The 20,726-nt window shown below is 72.0% G+C and carries 15 protein-coding genes; 6 read left to right on the top strand and 9 right to left on the bottom strand.

The genetic code is table 11. The features are described 5' to 3' along the window. Positions 1-160: 160 nt before the first annotated feature. Both ACIBK6_RS34110 and ACIBK6_RS34105 read right to left on the bottom strand, forming a co-directional pair. The gene (locus ACIBK6_RS34110; protein ID WP_399055944.1) at positions 161-3,046 is read right to left on the bottom strand and encodes a protein kinase; all 2,886 of its coding nucleotides are present in this window, start codon (positions 3,044-3,046) and stop codon (positions 161-163) included. A 229-nt stretch (positions 3,047-3,275) separates the two neighbouring features. Further along, positions 3,276-5,180, bottom strand: coding sequence for a protein kinase (locus tag ACIBK6_RS34105; RefSeq protein ID WP_399056037.1), 1,905 nt, complete (start codon positions 5,178-5,180; stop codon positions 3,276-3,278). Positions 5,181-6,047: 867 nt separating this feature from the next. Here ACIBK6_RS34105 and ACIBK6_RS34100 point away from each other — a divergent pair. Further along, on the top strand, positions 6,048-7,094 hold the full coding sequence (locus tag ACIBK6_RS34100) for a serine hydrolase domain-containing protein (RefSeq protein ID WP_399055942.1): 1,047 nt from the start codon (positions 6,048-6,050) through the stop codon (positions 7,092-7,094). Positions 7,095-7,131: 37 nt separating this feature from the next. On the opposite strand, the gene ACIBK6_RS34095 is transcribed toward ACIBK6_RS34100, so the two are convergent. Beyond that, a complete protein-coding gene (locus ACIBK6_RS34095) occupies positions 7,132-8,838 on the bottom strand; it encodes a glycerol-3-phosphate dehydrogenase/oxidase (RefSeq protein ID WP_399055940.1) in 1,707 nt (568 codons plus the stop codon). A gap of 234 nt (positions 8,839-9,072) precedes the next feature. On the opposite strand from ACIBK6_RS34095, the gene ACIBK6_RS34090 reads away from it, so the two are divergent. Together ACIBK6_RS34090 and ACIBK6_RS34085 are read left to right on the top strand one after the other, a co-directional pair. Then, a complete protein-coding gene (locus tag ACIBK6_RS34090; protein ID WP_399055938.1) occupies positions 9,073-10,317 on the top strand; it encodes a nucleotide sugar dehydrogenase in 1,245 nt (414 codons plus the stop codon). Positions 10,318-10,427: 110 nt separating this feature from the next. Beyond that, the gene (locus tag ACIBK6_RS34085) at positions 10,428-10,946 is read left to right on the top strand and encodes a hypothetical protein (RefSeq protein ID WP_399055936.1); all 519 of its coding nucleotides are present in this window, start codon (positions 10,428-10,430) and stop codon (positions 10,944-10,946) included. A 73-nt stretch (positions 10,947-11,019) separates the two neighbouring features. Here ACIBK6_RS34085 and ACIBK6_RS34080 read toward each other — a convergent pair whose 3' ends face one another. The 4 genes from ACIBK6_RS34080 to ACIBK6_RS34065 form a co-directional block, all read right to left on the bottom strand. Continuing rightward, on the bottom strand, positions 11,020-12,144 hold the full coding sequence (locus tag ACIBK6_RS34080) for a GuaB3 family IMP dehydrogenase-related protein (protein ID WP_365436052.1): 1,125 nt from the start codon (positions 12,142-12,144) through the stop codon (positions 11,020-11,022). Positions 12,145-12,251: 107 nt separating this feature from the next. Beyond that, entirely contained in the window at positions 12,252-13,757 is a 1,506-nt protein-coding gene (gene guaB / locus ACIBK6_RS34075) for an IMP dehydrogenase (protein WP_399055934.1), read from the bottom strand. A 138-nt stretch (positions 13,758-13,895) separates the two neighbouring features. Continuing rightward, positions 13,896-14,480 (bottom strand): sigma-70 family RNA polymerase sigma factor, encoded by a 585-nt coding sequence (locus ACIBK6_RS34070; RefSeq protein WP_399055932.1) that lies wholly within the window; start codon positions 14,478-14,480, stop codon positions 13,896-13,898. Between the two features lie 254 nt (positions 14,481-14,734). Beyond that, positions 14,735-15,346, bottom strand: a complete 612-nt coding sequence (locus tag ACIBK6_RS34065) for a response regulator transcription factor (RefSeq protein ID WP_003948568.1) — start codon at positions 15,344-15,346, stop codon at positions 14,735-14,737. 428 nt (positions 15,347-15,774) lie between these two features. Here ACIBK6_RS34065 and ACIBK6_RS34060 point away from each other — a divergent pair, with 428 nt between their 5' ends. Then, a complete protein-coding gene (locus ACIBK6_RS34060; protein WP_399055930.1) occupies positions 15,775-16,104 on the top strand; it encodes a WhiB family transcriptional regulator in 330 nt (109 codons plus the stop codon). A 149-nt stretch (positions 16,105-16,253) separates the two neighbouring features. Here ACIBK6_RS34060 and ACIBK6_RS34055 read toward each other — a convergent pair whose 3' ends face one another. Further along, positions 16,254-17,147: a LysR family transcriptional regulator gene (locus tag ACIBK6_RS34055; RefSeq protein WP_399055928.1), complete on the bottom strand. Its 894-nt coding sequence runs from the start codon at positions 17,145-17,147 to the stop codon at positions 16,254-16,256. An 80-nt stretch (positions 17,148-17,227) separates the two neighbouring features. Here ACIBK6_RS34055 and ACIBK6_RS34050 point away from each other — a divergent pair, with 80 nt between their 5' ends. Both ACIBK6_RS34050 and ACIBK6_RS34045 read left to right on the top strand, forming a co-directional pair. Next, complete coding sequence (locus tag ACIBK6_RS34050; RefSeq protein ID WP_399055926.1) at positions 17,228-17,896, top strand: MOSC domain-containing protein; 669 nt, start codon at positions 17,228-17,230, stop codon at positions 17,894-17,896. A gap of 123 nt (positions 17,897-18,019) precedes the next feature. Continuing rightward, a complete protein-coding gene (locus ACIBK6_RS34045; RefSeq protein ID WP_399055924.1) occupies positions 18,020-18,793 on the top strand; it encodes an SDR family NAD(P)-dependent oxidoreductase in 774 nt (257 codons plus the stop codon). 58 nt (positions 18,794-18,851) lie between these two features. On the opposite strand, the gene ACIBK6_RS34040 is transcribed toward ACIBK6_RS34045, so the two are convergent. Beyond that, positions 18,852-20,711, bottom strand: coding sequence for a DUF2264 domain-containing protein (locus tag ACIBK6_RS34040; RefSeq protein ID WP_399055922.1), 1,860 nt, complete (start codon positions 20,709-20,711; stop codon positions 18,852-18,854). Positions 20,712-20,726 lie beyond the last annotated feature (15 nt).

Raw genomic sequence — 20,726 nt, 5'->3', positions numbered from 1 at the left:
GAGCGGAATCCAGCCATGGAACCTCGGGGCACCCAACCGTGACCATACGGACCGTTGGTCCCGCGATGATGAGGTCTTTCGCCCCTGCCGGGCGCCCCGCAAATCCGTCGATTCTCGTGCGGGCGGGGCGATTTCGGAGACTGCGCAGAGTGACGGAACGTCAGCGGGTGGCCCGGTAGGCACCGGTCGCCTGCCCATATATTTCCGTGACCTTGTCGCGCTGCGCCTCCGGACCGATGACCTGGACCACGTGATATCGGCCATTTATGATCATGGCCAGATTCCGGACGTACACCTGCCGCCCACTGCTGTCCCGCCAGGTGAACTGCCCCTCGGCCATGGTCCGCTGCCCCACGTCGATCCGCCGCAGGCCGCTCGACGTGGACCAGCTGGAGTCCCGGAAGGGCTGGAGTTCGCGCTCCTTGTCCGCCTGGTAGACCAGCGGATCGGAGCCGTCGCCCTGTACCGAGTCCCGCCCGGGAACGACGATCAGGGTGAAATCGCCGCCGACATAACGGACTTGCCCGGCATCGTTCATCGGCTGCCGCTGCCAGCTCTTGTCGACGCCGACCTGGAAGCCCTCGGCGTCCTTGCGCACGGCGTAACCGGCGGCCGGGGCGGGGCTCGGCCCGTCGGCGCCGGTGGTCTGCGTCTGCTGGGCGGGCGGCGTGCCGCCGGGCGCGGGCACCTGGGCGCTGCCCCCGGGCCGCGGCCCGGGGCTCGCCTGCGCGGACGAGTGCGGCGGGGTGGCGCTGCCGGTGTTCTGCGCGGAGCCCGACCTGGGCATGAACAGCACGGCGTACCCGACCGCCGTGGCCATCAGCACCAGGATCAGCACGAGCAGCAGCCGGCCGAGCGATCTGGGTCTCGCGCTCTGCGGCGCGGGCTGGCGCTGCCGGTGCCGCCCGTGCTCGACGGGCGCGGCGGCGGACCGCCGTCTGCGGCGCACGAGTTCGCCCCGGCGGCGCAGCACGGGCAGCCGCTTGGCGTCCGGCACCATCGGCGGGGCGAGGCGAGTGCCCGCCTCCGGCTCTGGCGCCGAGCGCACCAGCGAGCGCAGCCAGCCGCGCAGCTCCTCGAACTCCGGCCGCTCGGTGGGGTCCTGGCGCAGCAGCGACTCGACGACGGGCCGCAGCGGCCCGCACTCCTCGGCGAACGCGGGCGGCTCCCCGCACACCATCTGCGCGAGATCGGCCGCGCTCTCCTCGGGGTACGGGGCATGGCCCTGCACCGCGCGGAACAGCAGCGCCCCGAGCGCCCAGAGGTCGGTGGCGGGACCGATGGGCGGCGCGAGCCGCCAGTTCTCGTGTATGGGCCCGGCCTGCTCGGGCGCCCACCGCTCGGTGACGGCCCCGACGACGACCATCCGGGTGTGCCGGGCCCGCTCGGCGGCCAGGCGGGTGGCGGGGCCGCGGTAGGGGGCGGCGGGGTTTTCGGGGGCGGGTCCCGGGTCGGCCGGCTGCCCCTGGGCGTGGTTGCGATCCGGGGCGAGCGACCGTTCCCGGTTGTCGCTGCGGGCCGGTGCGGGCAGCCGGCCCTGGGCGTGGGTGCGGGCGGGTACCTGTTCCCGCGCGTTGCCCCATCCCTGTGCGGCCCTGCGCTCCTCTTCCCGTGCGGCCGTCCGGTCTTCGGCCGGGGTGGGCTGCGGGGTGCTGGGGTGCGGTCGGCGCTGGGAGTCGGCGCGGAAGGCGTCGGCCCGGAAGCCGGGGGGCAGCGCGGGGGTCCGGGGGGCGGGGCCTGCCGCGGCGGGCGGCAGCGCGGGGGCGCTCCGCCCCGAATTCCCTTGAGAAGTACGGAAGTTGGGCCCGTCCGCGTCGGCCTGCTGCGGTGCGGGCCGGGGCACCCAGCGGCCGGTCACCGGATCGTACTGGCGGCGGGTGCGGCCGGAGTCGGGTCCCTCGTTCTCGGCGTACGGGCTCGCGGCGGCCCCGCTCGGCACCCGCACACCGCGTACGGGGTCGTAGATGCCCTGGTCGCCGGGGCCGTCCGGACCGGTCCAGGTCCCTTCGAGCCCGGCCTGGGCGCCCTGTTCGGGCGAGGCGGGGAGCCCGGCTGAAGTGGGGAACGCTGCTGAGGTAGGGAGCTCGGCTGAAGTGGGCAGCCCGGCTGAGGTGGGGAGCCCGGCTGAGGTAGGGAGGCCGGCGTCCGGCCCGGGGCCCTGGACGTCGGGCCGCGAGGCGGGGGGCGCGATGTCCGGCCCGGGGCGCTGGACCGGAAGCGAGCCGTCCGCTCCGGTGCGCGCCGCGGCCCTGGCGCCCGCCCGGTACGCGGCGATCACCCCGGGCCGCGCGCCGGCCCCGGGCGGTACGGACCGCGGCGCCGGCTCGGGGTCCGGGTCCGGGTCCGGCGCTGAAGCGGCGTACCGCGGCACCTCGTTGAAGCCTTCGCCGTCCGGCGGGAGCGGCACGGTGACGTACCCGCACAGCGCCTCCTCCGCCGCGCCCACCGCGAGCCCGGTCAGCACGACCCGCCCGTCATCGCATATCAGCACCGTACGGGCGGTGATATTGCGATGCGTCCAGCCGTGCGCGTGCAGCACCCGCAGCGCGGTCAGCACGTCGGAGGCGACCTCCGCGGCGCGGAACGCGTTCAGCGGCCGCTCGGCGAGCAGCGCCGACAGCGGGCGCGCGGCGACGAGTTCGCTGACTATCCAGAGCGAACCGTCCTCCGCGAACACGTCGAAGACCTGGTCGAGCCGCGGATGGTCGGGGATCTGCGCGGCCGCCTGCGCCGCCTCGACGGCCCGGCGCACGGCGGGCTCGGCGGGTTTGCGGGTGGTCCGCCCGTAGCCGGGCGCGGCGCCGTATCCGCCCCCGCTCATATAGGCGTCGGGCGTCCCGTATCCGTCCCCGTACCCGCCGCCGGACCCGTCGTCGCCGTCGAGTACCTCCGCGTCGACGACCTCCGGCAACGGCACCTGGCGGACCAGGACTTCCTGCCCGCTGTACGTGTCGAAGGCGCGCGTCTCGGCCTGTTCGTACGCGTCGTCGGAGGGCAGCGGCAGCCGGTAGCGGCCGGCGAGCACCCGGCCCGCGTAGTCGTCCACGACGCCTCCCCACAGCGCGCTGTTCCCCCGGACCTCAGCCCCGCAGCCTCGCCACAATCCATCAATTCCGGTCGATTACCGGCCACTTGCGGCTGCGTACGGTCCGCGAGCTCTCACGATACGTGGCCCCGCCGCATCACGTCCGGGGGATACCCGTTTCCCGGGCGCGGCAGCCCCCGCGCCGGCGGCGGGTCAGCCCTCGGGCCGGTCGGCCTTCGAGGACGGCGGGTCAGCTGGGGCCGGGCTGGAAGGTGGCGAAGAGCGCGGCCAGCGTCTGCTGGGTCTCCGGCTTCGCCCAGTCCTCGTCCTTGGCCGAGAACATGATCCCGTAGCCCTGGCTGGTGCTCACGACGAACCCCCGGTCCACCGAGTGGTACTTCGTTGCGCTGTCGTTGTAGGTGAATTCCCAGTCGGCCGCGGGCCAGCCCCGGTAATCCACCCCGGCTATCCTGACCCGCTTGTAGCCGGGCCTGGTCATGGACGACTCCTGGCTCATCCAGTCCGTCACCGGGTTCCCCTTGGGGGTGTCGGTCCAGCCGATCAGGAGGCGCTGCCCGTTGGGGCCGGTGAAGCGGGCGCCCGCGTCGTCGGTCGACTTGTACGACCAGCCCGCGGGCAGACCTATGGTGAAGCCCTGGCTGTCGTGGTAGGGGGTGGTGGCCGGAGTGCCCGTCGCACCACCCTTGTTGCCGTCGCCGTTACCGGTGCCGTTGGTCGTGCCGTTACCGGTGCCGGCGGTGCTCTTGCCGTCGTCGCTCTTGCCGTCACCCTGTCCGGCCGTCGCCGGGGAGCCGTTGCCCGACGGCGAGTTACCGCCGGACGACTGCTGGCTGCCGGTCCCGTTCTTGCTGCTCGCCGGGGAACCACCGGTCGCGGGCCCGCTGGACACGGCCTTGCCGCCTTGGGGCCGGCCCGCGGAATCGTCTCCTCCGCTGAGGGTGACGGCGAGCACCGTGCCGAGCACCGCGAGCGCCGCCACGACCGCGATGATCACGAGGGTGCGGCGCGGCACGACATCGGTGAGCGGGGCGCGCGGCGGCGGCACCGGACCCGACGGCAAAGCCGACGACTTCGGCCGCACGGGCACCGCCTTCGTGCGGACGTCCCGCGCCTCCCTGGCGCTCTGCGCCTTCTCCTTGGCCGAGGCCCTCGCCTCGGCAGCCGCGTTGCGTACGGACTTGAGCGCGCCCCGCACCCGGTCGGCGGTCGCGTCGGTCTTCGGCTCGCCGGGGACCGGCGGCAGCGGAACCACCCGGGTCGCCTCGGGCGACTCCGGCTCGGGCACGGGGGCCGGGCGGTCCGGGGCGTTCAGCACCTCGGTGAGCAGCTTGCGCGCGGCGGCGTTGTCGAGCCGCTGCGCCGGGTCCTTGGCGAGCAGACCGTAGATGACCTGCTCCAGCAACGGCCCCGCGTTCTTGGGCGGGTCGACCGGTTCGGTCATCACCGCGGTCAGCGTCGCGATCGCCGAACCCTTGTCGTACGGCGGCACGCCTTCCACGCTCGCGTACAGCAGCCCGCCCAGCGACCAGAGGTCGGCGGCGGGGCCGGGCTTGTGGCCGCGGGCCCGCTCGGGCGAGATGTACGAAGGCGCGCCGACGAGCATGCCGGTGGAGGTGATGGAGGGGTCGCCCTCCACCTGGGCGATGCCGAAGTCGGTCAGCACGACCCGGCCGTCCTCGGCGATCAGCACGTTGGACGGCTTGACGTCGCGGTGCAGGATGCCTTCCCGGTGCGCGGAACGCAGTACGTCGAGGATCGCGAGCCCCACCTCGGCGGCTCTTCGGGGCGTCAGCGTGCCGTCCTCGCGCACCGCCTCGGCGAGCGACTTGCCCTCGACCAGCTCCATGACGATCCACGGCCGGTCGTCCTCGTCCACGACGTCGTAGACGGTCACGGCGGCGGTGTTGCGGATCCGGGCGATCGCCTTGGCCTCGCGCAGGGTGCGCGTGATGAGCCGGCGCTTCTCCTCGTCGTCGATGCTGGAGGGGAACCGCAGTTCCTTCACGGCGACGGTCCGCCCGAGCGTCTCGTCCACGGCCCGCCAGACGGTCCCCATCCCGCCCCGCCCGAGCACCCCACCGAGCCGATACCGCCCAGCGAGCAACCGCCCTTCCCCACCCCGAACAGCCTGCAGCCCGTCCGCGGCACCCCGGCCAACGGATTTGGACTCGGCAGGATCGGCCGGAGCAGAGCCCGACTTGGCCTCAGCCTTGGGAGCAGGGTTGGGCGCAGCAGCCTTGGCGGCCGGGTCGGCGTCAACCCCGGAAGCGGGCTTGGTATCGGCAGCCTTCGCAACGGGCTTGGCCTCAGCCTTGGGCGCAGGGTTGGACCCAGCAGCCTTGGCAGCGGGGTTGGCGTCAGCCCTGGCAGCCGGCTTGGACTCAACAGCCTTGCCCGCCGGCTTCGCGTCAGATGCACCGGCACCGGACTTGGCCGCAGCGGCACCCTGCCCGGCATCGGCGACGCCGTCATCCGCGCGCTCGGCGACGGGGGCTTGGTCGGCCTTACCGGTGTCCGAAGCCGCGCCCTCACCAGACGCCGCGCCCCCAGCAGACTGGGGAGCGGGCTTGTCCGCCCGGTCGGCCGGGGCGGCGGCGTCAGCCTTGTCCGCCGTACGCCGCCCGGGCTCCGTGCCCGCCTCGCCCGAGGCAGATTCTGCGGGCGCCGACGACGCCCCCGGTTCCTGCCGCTCGTCCCGCTGGGGTTCCCGCGACTGCTCCGCCTCCGACATGCGTCCCCTCTGCGATTCCTGATCTTCGCCCGCGCCGGCCTCGGCCCGCGGCCTGCCGTGACCTGCCCTCATGGAGGCGGCCCGGCTCACCGCTACCGACCTGCTTGTCCTGCCGGGTGCCCGGCCCGCATCGGAGCCGTTCTCGAACTCGGCGTCCGCGCGAGGCCCGTAACCCGCCCTGGCAGAGCCCCCATTGTCCCTCACGCCGGGACCGGTGATGGTCCCGGGTCCGCCGTCCGCCAAGATGGCTCCGAAGAAGGGAAGCCCGCCATGCCAACGCTTCGGGCGCTGCTCGTCGCGCCGCTGGCCACGGCCCTGTGCGCGCTCGGCACGACCCCGCTGCTCGGCGAGCCGACCCCTTCCCCCTCGCACACCGCACTCGTCCGGCTGGTCACCGACGCAGGCGCCCCGGCAGCCGCACTGCTGGCCGAGGACCCGTCGGGCACCCGGTACCGCACCGCCGGTTCCGGACTCGGCCAGAACGACCACTTCCGCGCGGGCAGCATCACCAAGACCTTCGTGGCCACCGTCGTACTCCAGTTGGCCGCCGAGCACCGGCTCGGCCTGGACGACACGGTGGACCGGTATCTGCCCGGCCTGGTGCGCGGGCACGGCAACGACGGCCGCCACCTCACCCTGCGCTCCCTGCTCTCCCACACCAGCGGTCTCTTCGACTACACGGCGGACACCACCGTTCCGGTTCCACTCACCCCCTCCGAAGCGATCCGCACCGCCCTCGCCCACTCCCCCGGGCGCCCCGGCACGTACGCCTACTCCAACACCGACTACGTCCTGCTCGGCCTGGTCATCCAGCAGGTCACCGGCCGCAGTTACGCCACCGAGGCCGACCGCCGCATCATCACCCCGCTCCGTCTCACCGGCACCTCCTTCCCGGGCGCCCGCACCACGCTCCCCGATCCGCACAGCCGCGGCTACGCCCCTGACGGCAAGGACGTCACCGAACTCGACCCGCGCCAGGCGGGCGCCTCCGGCGAGCTGATCTCGACCCTCGCCGATCTCAGCCGCTTCTACGCGGCCCTGCTCAGCGGCGCCCTGCTGCCCGCGGCCCAGCAGCGCGAACTGCTCAGCACCACCGCCACCCGGGGCATTTACGCCCTGGGCGTCTATCCGCAGCGGCTCTCCTGCGGCCTGACCGTGTGGGGCCACAACGGCCGCATCTCCGGCAGCTACGTCCGCGCCGCGGCCACCCCGGACGGCCGCCACACCGCCGTCTTCCGCGTCAATACCGACGGCCTCACCCAGCCCTCCCGCGAACTCGCCCTGCTCGACGCCGAGTTCTGCCCGGACACCACCTAGACAGGCGCGATGTCCGGCGCCCCGAGGCAGGCCCGCCCTACACCGGTGCGATGTCAGGCGCCCCCAGGCGGGCCGCGTCCGCCGTCAGGTCGTCCGGCTGGCGCTGCGACTCCCGCTCGGCCTCCACCCGCTTCTCGTAGTGCTCCACCTCCTTCTCGATCTGTTTCTTGTCCCAGCCGAGCACCGGTGCCATCAACTCCGCGCACTCCCTGGCCGAGCGCGTCCCCCGGTCGAAGGTCTCGATCGAGATCCGGGTCCGCCGGGTCAGCACGTCGTCGAGGTGGCGGGCGCCCTCGTGCGAGGCGGCGTAGACGACCTCCGCGCGCAGGTAGTCGTCCGCCGCGCCGAGCGGCTCGCCGAGCGAGGGATCGGCGGTGATCAGCTCAAGCAGGTCCTCGGCCATCGAGCCGTACCGGTTCAACAGGTGCTCCACGCGCACCACATGGAGCCCGGTCCTGGCCGCGATCCTGGCCCTGGCGTTCCACAGCGCCCGGTACCCCTCGGCGCCAAGCAGCGGGATGTCCTCGGTGACGCAGGCCGCCACCCGCTGGTCCAGCGCGTGCACCGCCTCGTCGACCGCGTCCTTCGCCATCACCCGGTACGTCGTGTACTTGCCGCCCGCCACGACCACGAGCCCCGGCACCGGGTGCGCGACCGTGTGCTCGCGCGAGAGCTTGCTGGTGGCATCCGACTCCCCGGCGAGCAGCGGTCGCAGACCGGCGTACACGCCCTGGACGTCGTCCCTGGTCAAAGGCACCGCGAGGACCGAGTTGACGTGTTCGAGAAGGTAGTCGATGTCGGCGCTGGACGCGGCCGGGTGCGCCTTGTCGAGATCCCAGTCGGTGTCGGTGGTGCCGATGATCCAGTGCCGGCCCCAGGGAATGACGAACAGCACGGACTTCTCGGTCCGCAGGATCAGCCCGGTATTCGAGTGGATCCGGTCCTTGGGCACCACCAGGTGGATGCCCTTCGAGGCCCGTACATGGAACTGCCCCCTCTCTCCGATCAGCGCCTGGGTGTCGTCGGTCCACACCCCGGTCGCGTTGACCACCTGCTTGGCGCGGACCTCGTACTCCCCGCCCGCTTCTCCATCCTGCACCCTGGCACCGACAACGCGTTCGCCCTCGCGCAGGAAGCCCACGACGCGGGCCCGGTTGGCGACGTGCGCACCGTACGAGGCGGCGGTGCGCACCAGGGTGGTCACATAACGGGCGTCGTCCATCTGGGCGTCGTAGTACTGCAAGGCCCCGACCAGCGCGTCCTTCTTCAACGCGGGGGCGACGCGCAGCGCGTGGCGACGGCTCAGATGACGGTGCGTCGGCAGGCCCCTGCCGTGCCCCGACGACACCGACATCGCGTCGTAGAGCGCCACGCCCGATCCGGCGTACAGCCGCTCCCACCCCTTGTGCTGCAGCGGGTAGAGGAACGGCACCGGCTTCACCAGGTGCGGGGCGAGCCGTTCCAGGAGCAGGCCGCGCTCCTTCAGCGCCTCGCGCACGAGGGCAAAGTCGAGCATCTCCAGATAGCGCAGCCCGCCGTGGATCAGCTTGCTGGAGCGGCTCGATGTGCCGGACGCCCAGTCCCGCGCCTCGACCAGACCGGTGGCCAGGCCCCGGGTCGCCGCATCGAGTGCCGTGCCCGCGCCGACCACCCCCGCGCCCACGACCAGCACGTCCAGTTCGCGCTCGGCCATGGCGGCGAGTGCGTGTGCGCGCTGCTCGGGTCCCAGTGTCGCTGTCCTCACGGCTTGCCTCCCGTTGATCGGGGTGGTTCCGCAGACCGGGTGGTCTGGCTCACAACTTCGATTCTGGACGGGACCACCGACATCGGCCACCGCCTGTGGACAACACTCGGGTTCCCTCACCCGCACAATGCCGCAAATCAGTCATATTTCCTCCTAGTCTGACATTCCGCACGCTCGTTCTGTCCACAGGGCTTGCGCTCCATGTCCCCTCCGGCTAAGGGAAAGGACGGCCACATGCCCGCAGATCTCGCCGTCATCGGACTCGGCCACCTGGGCCTGCCCCTCGCCCAAGCCGCCGTCGCCGCCGGCATCCAGACCGTCGGCCACGACACGGATCCACACGCCATCGCGGAACTCAACGCGGGCCGCACCCCGGTCGACGGCTCGCTCACCCCCGCCGATCTGCGCCGGATGCTCTCGGGGGGCTTCCGGACCGCAACCGACCCGGCCGAGCTCGGCCGGGTCCGTACCGCCGTCATCTGCGCGCCCACCCGCCTCGCCGCCGACCGCACCCTCGACCTCGGCCCGGTCGCCGAAGCGGCCCGGGCGCTCGCCGCGCGGCTGCGCCCGCACACCACCGTCATCCTGGAGTCGCCCGGACACCCCGGCACCACCGGGGAGTTCCTGCGCCCGCTCCTCGAAGAGGGCTCGGGCCTGCGGGCCGGGCGCGACTTCCACCTCGCCTGTTCGCCCAGCCGCGCCGACCCCGGCAACCGCACCCACCCCTACGCGGCCATCCCCAAGGTCATCGGCGGCCTCACCCCCGCCTGCACCGAATCGGCCGCCGCGTTCTACGGCCGGCTCACCGACAAGGTGGTCCGCGCCCGGGGCCTGCGCGAGGCCGAGATGTCCCAGCTCCTCGAAACCAACTTCCGGCACGTCAACATCGCCCTGGTCAACGAAATGGCCGTGCTCTGCCACGACATGGGCGTCGACCTCTGGGACGTCATCCGCTGTGCGGAGACCAAGCCGTTCGGCTTCCAGGCGTTCCGGCCGGGCCCGGGCGTCGGCGGCCACGGCATCCCGCTCGACCCGGCCCCGCTCCCGTACGCGGGCCTGCGGATGGTCGGTCTGGCCCGCGAGATCAACGCACACATGCCGAGCTACGTCATCCGGCGCTCCACCACGCTCCTCAACGAGCACGGCAAGTCGGCCCGCGGCGCCCGCGTTCTGCTGCTCGGCGTCACCTACAAGCCGGACTCGGCCGACCAGGAGGGCTCCCCCGCCCAGGAGATCGCCGGCCGGCTGATGGCTCTGGGCGCCCAGATCACGTACCACGATCCGCACGTGCCCGCCTGGCGCGTGCGCGACCAGCCGGTTCCGCGCGCGGACTCGCTGTACGAGGCGGCCGCCCACGCCGATCTGACGGTGCTGCTCCAGCACCACCGCACGTACGACCTCCAGGGTCTCGCCGTCAAGGCGCAGCTCCTTCTGGACACCCGCGGCGCGACCCCGGCGGGAGCCGCCCACCGGCTCTGATGCAGGGCCTTACACATTTCTTATGACGTCGGCGCGAGGGACTGCTAATCTTCGGGGCCGCTCAATCGCACAATCGTGCGCTTGTCCATGTTTCAGGGGGGAACACGAAGATGAGCCAGTCCTTTCCGCCGCCACAGCAGCCGGGCCAGCAGCCGGGCCAGTTCGGCCAGACCCAGCAGCCGCAGGCAGCCTTCGGCTACCCGATGGCCCCGCCGGCCGCTCCGGTGCGGGAAAACTTCGCGCTCGGACTGATCGCCGCGATCGTCGCCGCCGTCGTCACTGCGGGCATCTACGGTGCGATCATCGGCGCCACCAAGCACGAGATCGGCTATGCGGCCGTGGGCGTCGGCTTCCTGGTCGGCTTCGCCGGTGGCAAGGCGGGCGGCCGCAGCGCCGCCCTGCCCGTCCTCGGCGCCGTGCTCTCGCTGGTCGCCGTCTACTTCGGCCAGCTCCTCGGCGAGGCGATCATCGCCTCCAAGGAGCTCCCGGTGACCGTTTCGGAGATGTTCTTCCAGCACTTCGGCCTCCTGAACGAGGCCTGGAAGGCCGGCGCCGACCCGCTCACCTTCGTCTTCTTCGTGATCGCCGCCGTGGCCGCCTTCTCGGGCGCCAAGAAGGCCTCCGCCTGAGAAGCCGCCCGAAACCGCACGCGGAAGGGGCCCGGATCGCCAGACGATCCGGGCCCCTTCCGCGTGCCGAACCTCAGCGCTTGTGCTGCGCGTCCGCCACCGTGACCTCGACCCGCTGGAACTCCTTGAGCTCGCTGTAGCCGGTCGTCGCCATCGAGCGGCGCAGAGCGCCGAACAGGTTCATCGAACCGTCCGGGGTGTGCGAGGGACCCGTGAGGATCTCCTCCGTGGTGCCGACGATGCCCAGGTCGACGAGCTTTCCGCGCGGCACGTCCTCGTGCACGGCCTCCATGCCCCAGTGGTGGCCGCGGCCCGGCGCGTCGGTGGCGCGGGCCAGCGGGGAGCCGATCATCACCGAGTCGGCGCCGCAGGCGACGGCCTTGGGGATGTCGCCGGACCAGCCGACACCGCCGTCCGCGATGACGTGCACGTACCGGCCGCCGGACTCGTCCATGTAGTCGCGGCGGGCCGCGGCGACATCGGCGACGGCGGTGGCCATCGGGACCTGGATGCCCAGGACGTTGCGGGTGGTGTGCGCGGCGCCGCCGCCGAAGCCCACCAGGACGCCGGCCGCACCAGTGCGCATCAGGTGCAGGGCCGCGGTGTACGTGGCGCAGCCGCCGACGATGACCGGGACGTCCAGCTCGTAGATGAACTGCTTCAGGTTGAGCGGCTCGGCGGCACCGGAGACGTGCTCGGCCGAGACGGTGGTGCCGCGGATGACGAAGATGTCGACACCCGCGTCCACGACGGCCTTGGAGAACTGGGCGGTGCGCTGCGGGGAGAGCGCGGCGGCGGTGACGACACCGGAGTCGCGCACCTCCTTGATGCGCTGCCCGATCAGCTCTTCCTTGATCGGGGCCGCGTAGATCTCCTGGAGGCGGCGGGTCGCGGCGGCCTCGTCCAGCTCGGCTACCTCGTCGAGGAGCGGCTGCGGGTCCTCGTACCGGGTCCACAGGCCTTCGAGGTTCAGCACGCCGAGGCCGCCGAGCTCGCCGATGCGGATCGCCGTCTGCGGCGAGACCACGGAGTCCATGGGGGCGGCCAGGAAGGGCAGTTCAAAACGGTAGGCGTCGATCTGCCAGGCGATCGAGACCTCCTTGGGGTCCCGGGTGCGCCGGCTCGGGACGATGGCGATGTCGTCGAACGCGTACGCCCTGCGGCCGCGCTTGCCGCGCCCGATCTCGATCTCAGTCACGTTGTGTGGGCCTTTCCCTCTACGTCTGCATGCCCCAGTATCCCCGACATACGTCCGAGGGGCGGCCCCGGGAACTCCGGGACCGCCCCTCGGGCGCTCTGCGGGTGTCAGCGCCTGTTGTAGTTCGGCGCTTCGACCGTCATCTGGATGTCGTGCGGGTGGCTCTCCTTGAGGCCCGCCGAGGTGATCCGGACGAACCGGCCGTTCTGCTGAAGCTCGGGTACGTTGCGGCCGCCGACGTAGAACATCGACTGGCGCAGACCGCCGACGAGCTGGTGGACGACCGCGGAGAGCGGGCCTCGGTAGGGCACCTGGCCCTCGATGCCTTCCGGGATCAGCTTGTCGTCGGTGGACACGGTCTCCTGGAAGTACCGGTCCTTGGAGAACGAGCGCTGCTCGCCCCGGGACTGCATGGCGCCGAGCGAGCCCATGCCGCGGTACGACTTGAACTGCTTGCCGTTGATGAACAGCAGCTCGCCCGGGGACTCCTCGCAGCCCGCGAGCAGCGAGCCCAGCATCACCGTGTCGGCGCCCGCGACCAGGGCCTTGGCGATGTCGCCGGAGTACTGCAGGCCGCCGTCGCCGATGACCGGGACGCCCGCGGCCTTGGCGGCGAGCGAGGCCTCGTAGATCGCGGTGACCTGCGGGACGCCGATGCCGGCGACGACGCGGGTCGTGCAGATGGAGCCGGGGCCGACGCCGACCTTGATGCCGTCGACGCCCGAGTCGATGAGCGCCTGGGCGCCGTCCCGGGTGGCGATGTTGCCGCCGATGACGTCGACGCCCGCCGAGTTCGACTTGATCTTGGCGACCATGTCGCCGACCAGGCGGGAGTGGCCGTGCGCGGTGTCCACGACGATGAAGTCGACACCGGCGGCGATCAGCGCCTGGGCGCGCTCGTAGGCGTCACCCGCGACACCGACGGCGGCACCGACGAGCAGCCGGCCGTCCTTGTCCTTGGCGGCGCCCGGGTACTTCTCGGCCTTGACGAAGTCCTTGACCGTGATGAGGCCCTTGAGGATGCCCTGGTCGTCGACGAGCGGCAGCTTCTCGATCTTGTGGCGGCGCAGCAGCTCCATGGCGTCCACGCCGGAGATGCCGACCTTGCCGGTGACCAGCGGCATCGGGGTCATGACCTCGCGCACCTGACGGCTGCGGTCCGACTCGAAGGCCATGTCGCGGTTGGTGACGATGCCGAGCAGCTTGCCCGCCGAGTCGGTCACCGGGACGCCGCTGATGCGGAACTTGGCGCACAGCTCGTCGGCCTCGCGCAGCGTCGCGTCCGGGTGCACCGTGATCGGGTCGGTGACCATGCCGGACTCGGAGCGCTTCACCAGGTCGACCTGGTTGGCCTGGTCCTCGATGGAGAGGTTGCGGTGCAGTACGCCCGCGCCGCCCTGGCGGGCCATGGCGATGGCCATCCGCGCCTCGGTGACCTTGTCCATCGCCGCGGAGAGCAGCGGGACGTTCACCTTGACGTTCTTCGAGAGGTGCGAGGAGGTGTCGATCTGGTCGGGCGCCATGTCGGACGCGCCCGGCAGCAACAGCACGTCGTCGTATGTCAGCCCGAGCGTCGCGAATTTCTCGGGCACTCCGTCGACGTTTGCAGTCATGACACCTTCCCCATGGCCTTGATCGGTGCGGATGTCCATGCTAACGGGCTATATGGGTGTCTCATTCCACGAGCAAGATCATCGAGATTCTTTGTGCGTTCGTACGGGTTTCGCATTCCCGTGGGCACAAAGGCACGCCTACTGCTCCGCGAGCGCCCGCAGCCTGCTCAGCGCGCGGTGCTGGGCCACCCGGACCGCGCCCGGCGACATCCCCAGCATCTGCCCGGTCTCCTCGGCGGTGAGGCCGACCGCGACCCGCAGCACCAGGAGCTCCCGCTGGTTCTCCGGCAGGTTGGCGAGCAGCTTCTTGGCCCACGCCGCGTCGCTGCTGAGCAGGGCGCGCTCCTCGGGGCCGAGCGAGTCGTCGGGCCGCTCCGGCATCTCGTCGGACGGCACAGCCGTCGAACCGGGGTGGCGCATCGCGGCCCGCTGGAGGTCGGCGACCTTGTGCGAGGCGATGGCGAAGACGAAGGCCTCGAAGGGCCGTCCGGTGTCGCGGTAGCGCGGCAGCGCCATCAGTACGGCGACGCAGACTTCCTGGGCCAGGTCCTCGACGAAGTGGCGAGCATCACCCGGAAGGCGGTTCAGCCGGGTGCGGCAGTAGCGCAGCGCGAGTGGGTGAACGTGCGCGAGGAGATCGTGCGTGGCCTGCTCGTCGCCGTCGACCGCACGGTGGACGAGTGCACCGATGACCCCGTGGGCCGCAGCCTCGTCGTCGCGCATCGATCCATGGTGCCCCGGCGTCGTCCTGTCCGTGGCACCGCGTCCGTAGTTGTGCACCGAAGCGTTATGAGCGGGTGCGCCGGAACTCATCCCCTGCACCCCCCTCCCGCTCGACCGACCTGTCCCCGAGGAACTCCACACCTACAAGGATGCGGCATCGCGGCGGAAGCAACACCTACTGCTGCCGTTCGCGGGGCGACCGGGCCCGTCCGCCCGACGGCGGACGGGGCTCCGACCGGCTGTGCAAAGCGCCGTCAGCGCACCAGACCCCAGCGGAAACCGAGCGCCACGGCATGCGCCCGGTCCGAGGCACCGAGCTTCTTGAACAGCCGCCGGGCATGCGTCTTGACCGTGTCCTCGGACAGGAACAGCTCACGGCCGATCTCGGCGTTGGAGCGGCCGTGGCTCATGCCTTCGAGCACCTGGATCTCACGCGCGGTGAGGGTCGGCGCGGCGCCCATCTCGGCCGACCGCAGTCTGCGCGGGGCGAGCCGCCAGGTCGGGTCGGCGAGCGCCTGGGTCACGGTCGCCCGCAGTTCGGCGCGCGAGGCGTCCTTGTGCAGATAGCCGCGGGCACCGGCGGCGACCGCGAGCGCGACCCCGTCGAGGTCCTCGGCGACCGTGAGCATGATGATCCGGGCGCCCGGATCCGCGGACAGCAGCCGGCGGACGGTCTCCACGCCGCCCAGTCCGGGCATGCGTACGTCCATCAGAATCAGGTCCGAGCGGTCGGCACCCCAGCGGCGGAGGACTTCCTCGCCGTTGGCCGCCGTCGTCACACGCTCGACGCCGGGCACGGTCGCAACCGCGCGGCGGAGCGCCTCGCGGGCAAGCGGGGAGTCGTCGCAGACGAGGACTGATGTCATGGCCGCCCTCCGCAGCTGATGCGCGTCACCTTGAGCCTCCAGGCTGGGTACATGTGTCACCTGTGCGATTGACGCTCTCGGACACCTGCCCGAGCGCTTGTTCTTTCAATCGCCTCCGCACTCTCAACGATGGTCACTCGAAAGAGTTACGGGTCGGACGGGCACGTTCGGCACTCTACGTGAGGAAGCGTGCACGCAGGAGAGCTTCACGGGCTGGACGCCCCAACTTTTTGAACTATGCCCCATTTAGCGGCTTTTCTTCCCTTTTGCTGGTGTCTGTGGCTAGATTCCCAATGAGTCATATTTACATCTACTTACACAGGAGATGTACCTTCGTCGGTACGTACGTTTCGGATGAGCCCTCGCGCACACCCGTCCCGTACCGGCCCGCCCATCCGCCTCAGCACGGTTTCAAGGGGACTAGAGCAATGGCAGATTTCTCCCGCCTTCCCGGACCGAACGCCGATCTGTGGGACTGGCAGCTCCTCGCGGCCTGCCGTGGGGTCGACAGCTCGCTCTTCTTCCACCCGGAGGGCGAGCGCGGCGCGGCACGGAGTGCGCGCGAGAGCTCAGCGAAAGAGGTGTGCATGCGCTGCCCGGTGCGTGCACAGTGCGCGGCCCACGCCCTGGCGGTACGGGAGCCCTACGGGGTGTGGGGCGGGCTCACCGAGGACGAGCGCGAAGAGCTCATGGGCAGGGCGCGCAACCGCCTCGTGACGGCTGCCGCGCCGGCCGGGGGCCCCATGGGGCCCACCTGAGGAGAGCCCCGGATCGGACCGGATCAGAAGAAACGTTCCTGCGCCGTTTGGCCCAGCAACGTCGGCAAAGCGGCGCCGGGCGGCGCCGCCCATAGGAGTGTCCGCCGGACCGTGCCCGGGGGCGCCCTCACTCGTCGGACACCCCCCGCTCAGTCGCGCGCGGCGGCCCGCGCCAGCTGGTCAAGCGTGGCCGAGACGGCTGGGACCCGGGCCAGGTCGGGCAGGGTCAGCGCCACGATCTCCCGCTCGACGGCGGGCTCGACGGTCACCGTGCGCGCACCCTTGGGCCGTACGGATTCGATCGCGAGCTCCGGCAGCACCGCGACCCCGAGCCCGGCGCCGACCAGGCCGATCACCGCCGGATAGTCATCGGTCGCGAAGTCGATGCGCGGGGTGAACCCGGACGCCTCGCAGACCTCCACCAGCTGACGGCGGCAGCGCGGGCAGCCCGCGATCCACGGCTCGCCTGCCAGGTCCTTGATGGCGACGGTGCCCGCCTCGGCCAGCGCGTGCCCCTCGGGGACCAGCCCGACCAGGCGGTCGACGAGCAGCGGGCGCACCACCAGGTCGTCCCACTCCGTGGCGTTCGAGCCGTACCGGAAGGCCAGCGCGATGTCGCAGTCGCCCTCGCGAAGCATCTCCACCGAGTGCGGCGGCTCGGCGTCGACCAGCGAGACCCGGGTGCCGGGGTGCTCGGCGCGCAGGGCGGCGAGCGCGGTGGGTACGAGCGTGGACGATCCGCTCGGGAAGGAGACCAGGCGCACCCGGCCGGCCCGCAGGCCCGCGATGGCCGCGACCTCCTCCTCCGCGGCGGTCAGCCCGGCGAGGATGCCGGCGGCGTGCCGGACCAGCACCTCGCCGGCCTGGGTCAGGCGCATCTCGCGGCCGGTGCGGATCAGCAGCGGGGTGCCCGCGGAGGATTCGAGGGCCTTCATCTGCTGGCTGACGGCGGGCTGGGTGCAGCCCAGCTCGCGGGCGGCCGCCGAGAAGGAACCGGTGGCGGCGACGGCGCGCAGGACACGGAGATGACGGGCCTCGATCATTCCTTCAGCATAAGCGAATCTTGGGGATCGTGGTGGAAATTCACTCGCAGCTTTGGGTTTAGCTCGGTTAGCGTTCCCTTATGGAGCTTCTGTCTTTGAACCTGGGCCGCGCGACGGCGGTCGAGTACACCGACGCCGCGGGCGGCCGCACCGGCGTGGACAAGCGGCCGGTGACCGGCCCGGTCCGCGTCTTCGCACCGGGGCCCAAGGGCGTGGGCGCCAGCGGCGTCGAGGGCGACGACGTCTGCGACCTGCGCCATCACGGCGGCGACCACCAGGCGGTCTACGCCTACGCCCGCGAGGACTTGGACGTCTGGGCGAAGGAGCTCGGCCGCGAGCTGCCGAGCGGCTCGTTCGGCGAGAACCTCACGACGTACGGCGTCGATGTGAACGGCGCCCGGATCGGCGAGCGTTGGCGGATCGGCCGGGATGTCGTCCTTGAGGTCGCCTCCGGACGTATCCCCTGTCGTACGTTTGCGGGCTGGCTGGATCAGAAGGGCTGGGTCAGGCGCTTCACGCAGGCGGCCGTTCCAGGCGCGTACTTGCGGGTGATCGAACCGGGCGAGATCCGTGCGGGCGACCCGATCGAGGTGATCGAACGACCGGATCACGAAGTTTCGGTCTCCTTCTGGTTCCGGGCGTTCACGACCGAGCGGGAGCTGCTGCCGCGCACCCTCGCGGCGGGCGAGGCCATGGAGCCCGAGGCGCACGAAGCCGTACGGAAGTACCTGGCCCAGCAGGCCTCGTAGCGGACGGCGCCGGGCCCGGCGCCGGAAGAACTGTCGGTATTGCGGCAGTTCATGCAGCCAGGACCGGACAGGGGCAGGTCGGGGGCGGTCACCGCACCGCCACCGGGGCACTAACGTGCGCGTATGACGACTGCACTGATTACGGGAGCGACGGCGGGCATCGGCGCCGCGTTCGCGCGGCGCCTCGCGGCCGATGGACATGATCTGGTGCTGGTGGCCCGGGACACCAAGCGGCTGCGCGAGCAGGCCACCGAGCTGCACGACCGGCACGGCATCGAGGCCGAGGTGCTGACCGCCGACCTGTCCACGGAGGACGGGATCGCCGCGGTCGAGGCACGCCTCTCGCAGCCCAGGCAGCCGGTCGATCTCCTGGTCAACAACGCCGGGTTCGGCAACAAGGGCAGCTATCTGGACGTGTCCATGGCGGATGAGCTGACCATGGTGAAGGTGCACATCGAGGCGGTGCTCCGGCTGACGTCGGCGGCGGCCGCCTCGATGCGCGAGCGCGGGCGCGGCGGGGTCGTCAACGTGGCCTCGGTCGCCGCCTTCGTACCGCGCGGCACCTATGGCGCCTCCAAGGCGTGGGTCGTGCAGTTCACGCAGGGCGCGGCCCGGGACCTGGCCGGGTCCGGGGTGCGGCTGATGGCGCTGTGCCCCGGGTTCGTGCGCACCGAGTTCCACCAGCGGGCCGGCATGGGCACCGACAACATTCCGGGCTGGCTGTGGCTGGACGCCGACAAGCTGGTGGCGGCGGCCCTGAGCGACCTGGCGCGCGGGAAGTCGCTGTCGATCCCCGACCCGCGCTACAAGGCGCTGATGGGCGCGGTGAAGCTGGCGCCGCGCGGCCTGCTCGGCGGGCTCACCTCCAGGACGGGCCGCAAGTACGGGCCCAAGTAGCCAGTTGAGGCCCTGCCCCCATAGGCGCCGATGTTGGGGGCCGCCGTGGAGACCGGGTTCACCTGTCCTCCGTACGGACGGTCGGGGAGGCGGAGTCGAGCACGAGCCGGCAGGTGGTGCCGTTCGGCCAGGTCACCTGGACGGTGTGACCGGTGACCTGGATGTCGGCGAGGGTGTGGACCGGGCTTGGATCCGGCTCCGCGGTGAGGGAGGCGAGTGCGATGAACAGCGAGGATCCGGCACTGGTCGCTCCGTGCAGGGCCTGGACGACCGACGCGGGCCCGAACAGGGTTGATCCGGCGGCCAGTTGGCGTACCGCCGCCGCGTAGCCGTGCACCGGGTGCAGCTGTGCGGTGCGGCCGGGGGTCGTGGCCCAGCCGGTCTGGCGCACGGGGGTGCCGGGGGCGGCCCCGATGACCAGGTGCGCGCGGAGTTCGGCGCGTCCGTGCACCAGCGTCGCCGAGACGATCCGCACGCCGGGCGGGCCCGGGTGCGGCTCGGACAGCGATGCCGCCCAGCCGGGGCCGTGACCGAGCGGTACGGCGGGGCCCCGGCTGGTGGACACGCCTTGCGCCAGCAGGCCGAAATGGTTGTCGGGGACGCCCACCGAGGTGGGTCCGGTCGCGGTCGAGTAGGCGAAGCGGGAGTAGCAGGGGTCCTCGTCCGCGCCGCCGTCCACATGGGAGTTGCTGCCGTGGTTGTGGAGGCGGACCAGGCCGTCCGCGGCCGTCGACTGGATCAGCATGTTGGGCGGCCCGAGGGTGACGGCGGCATCCTCGGTCTCGACGGGCAGCGGCTCCTCGACTGCCGTCCATGCGGGGTGGTCGGGCGGCAGGAGCAGTCCGAGGTAGCCCTTGGCCGCCCAGTACGGGGAGGCGGGGCCCGAGTAGTGCTGGATCACCGGCGGGTACGGGCCGTGCCAGCCCAGGGTGAGCAGCCCGTCGGGGTCGGTGGCGCCCCGGTCCGCGGGCCGGTCGAGGAAGTACTTCAGGGTGCCCGAGGCCAGTCGGCGGGTGGCGCCGGGGGTGAGCGGGGTGTGCCCGGTGAGCGCGCCGAGCCAGGGCGCGGCCGCGGCGGCGAAGCGGTAGGTCAGCGAGCGGCCGTACGGCAGGGGTGCGCCGTCGGCCCCGAACAGGCGGGTGTGGGCGTCGAGTTGGGCGTGCAGCCGTGGTCCGTAGCGGTCCAGGAGTTCCTGGTCGCCCCCGAGGTGGGCGTGCAGGACGGGATAGAAGTGGAGGGCCCAGGCGTTGTAGTGGTCGAAGGAGCGGTTGGGGCCGTCGCTGTACCAGCCGTCGCCGAGGTACCACTGGTCGATGCGTTCCAGGGCGCGTTGGATGGTGGCCGCGGCGCGGTCGGTCTCGATGCCGGCGTCCTGGAGGAATCCGGCGACGGTGAGGCCGAACAGCCACCAGTTGTTGTCGACCGGGGAGGGGCCGAGGGCGGGCAGCAGCCAGTCGACGGCGCGCTGCCGGGTGCGGTCGTCCAGCTTGTCCCACAGCCAGGGGCGGGTGAGCCGCAGGCCGAGGGCGACGGAGGCCGACTCCACGACGGCCTGCCGGACGTGGGTGGCCAGCGGCCAGGCGTCGGGGGCGGCTGACGTCAACTCTGCGGTGGACAGCGGGTGTTGGGTGCCTGACGCGAGGCCGTCGGCGTAGCGGTCGAGGTGGCCGTGCGGGTCCTCACCGTCGGCGCCGGCCACGCGGAGGGCGGCGAGCAGCCAGGTGCGGGCATAGCCTTCGAGGCCGTCCGAGCGCGGCCCCGACCAGCTGGGCCGGGCGCCGGGCAGGTTGATCAGGCCCCGGCCGGGCGACGCGTGGGGCCGTACCGCAAGCAGGAGTTGGTCCGCCGTCCGCTCCCAGTGCTCGCGGGTCCAGCCGGTGTACGGGCTGAGCTCACGGTTCTCGGAGGCGATGGGCATGATGCTCCCCTGGAG

The sequence above is a fragment of the Streptomyces sp. NPDC050485 genome (genome assembly GCF_044458185.1).
Lineage (GTDB): Bacteria > Actinomycetota > Actinomycetes > Streptomycetales > Streptomycetaceae > Streptomyces.
This window is presented reverse-complemented; position numbering and strand designations above follow the sequence as displayed.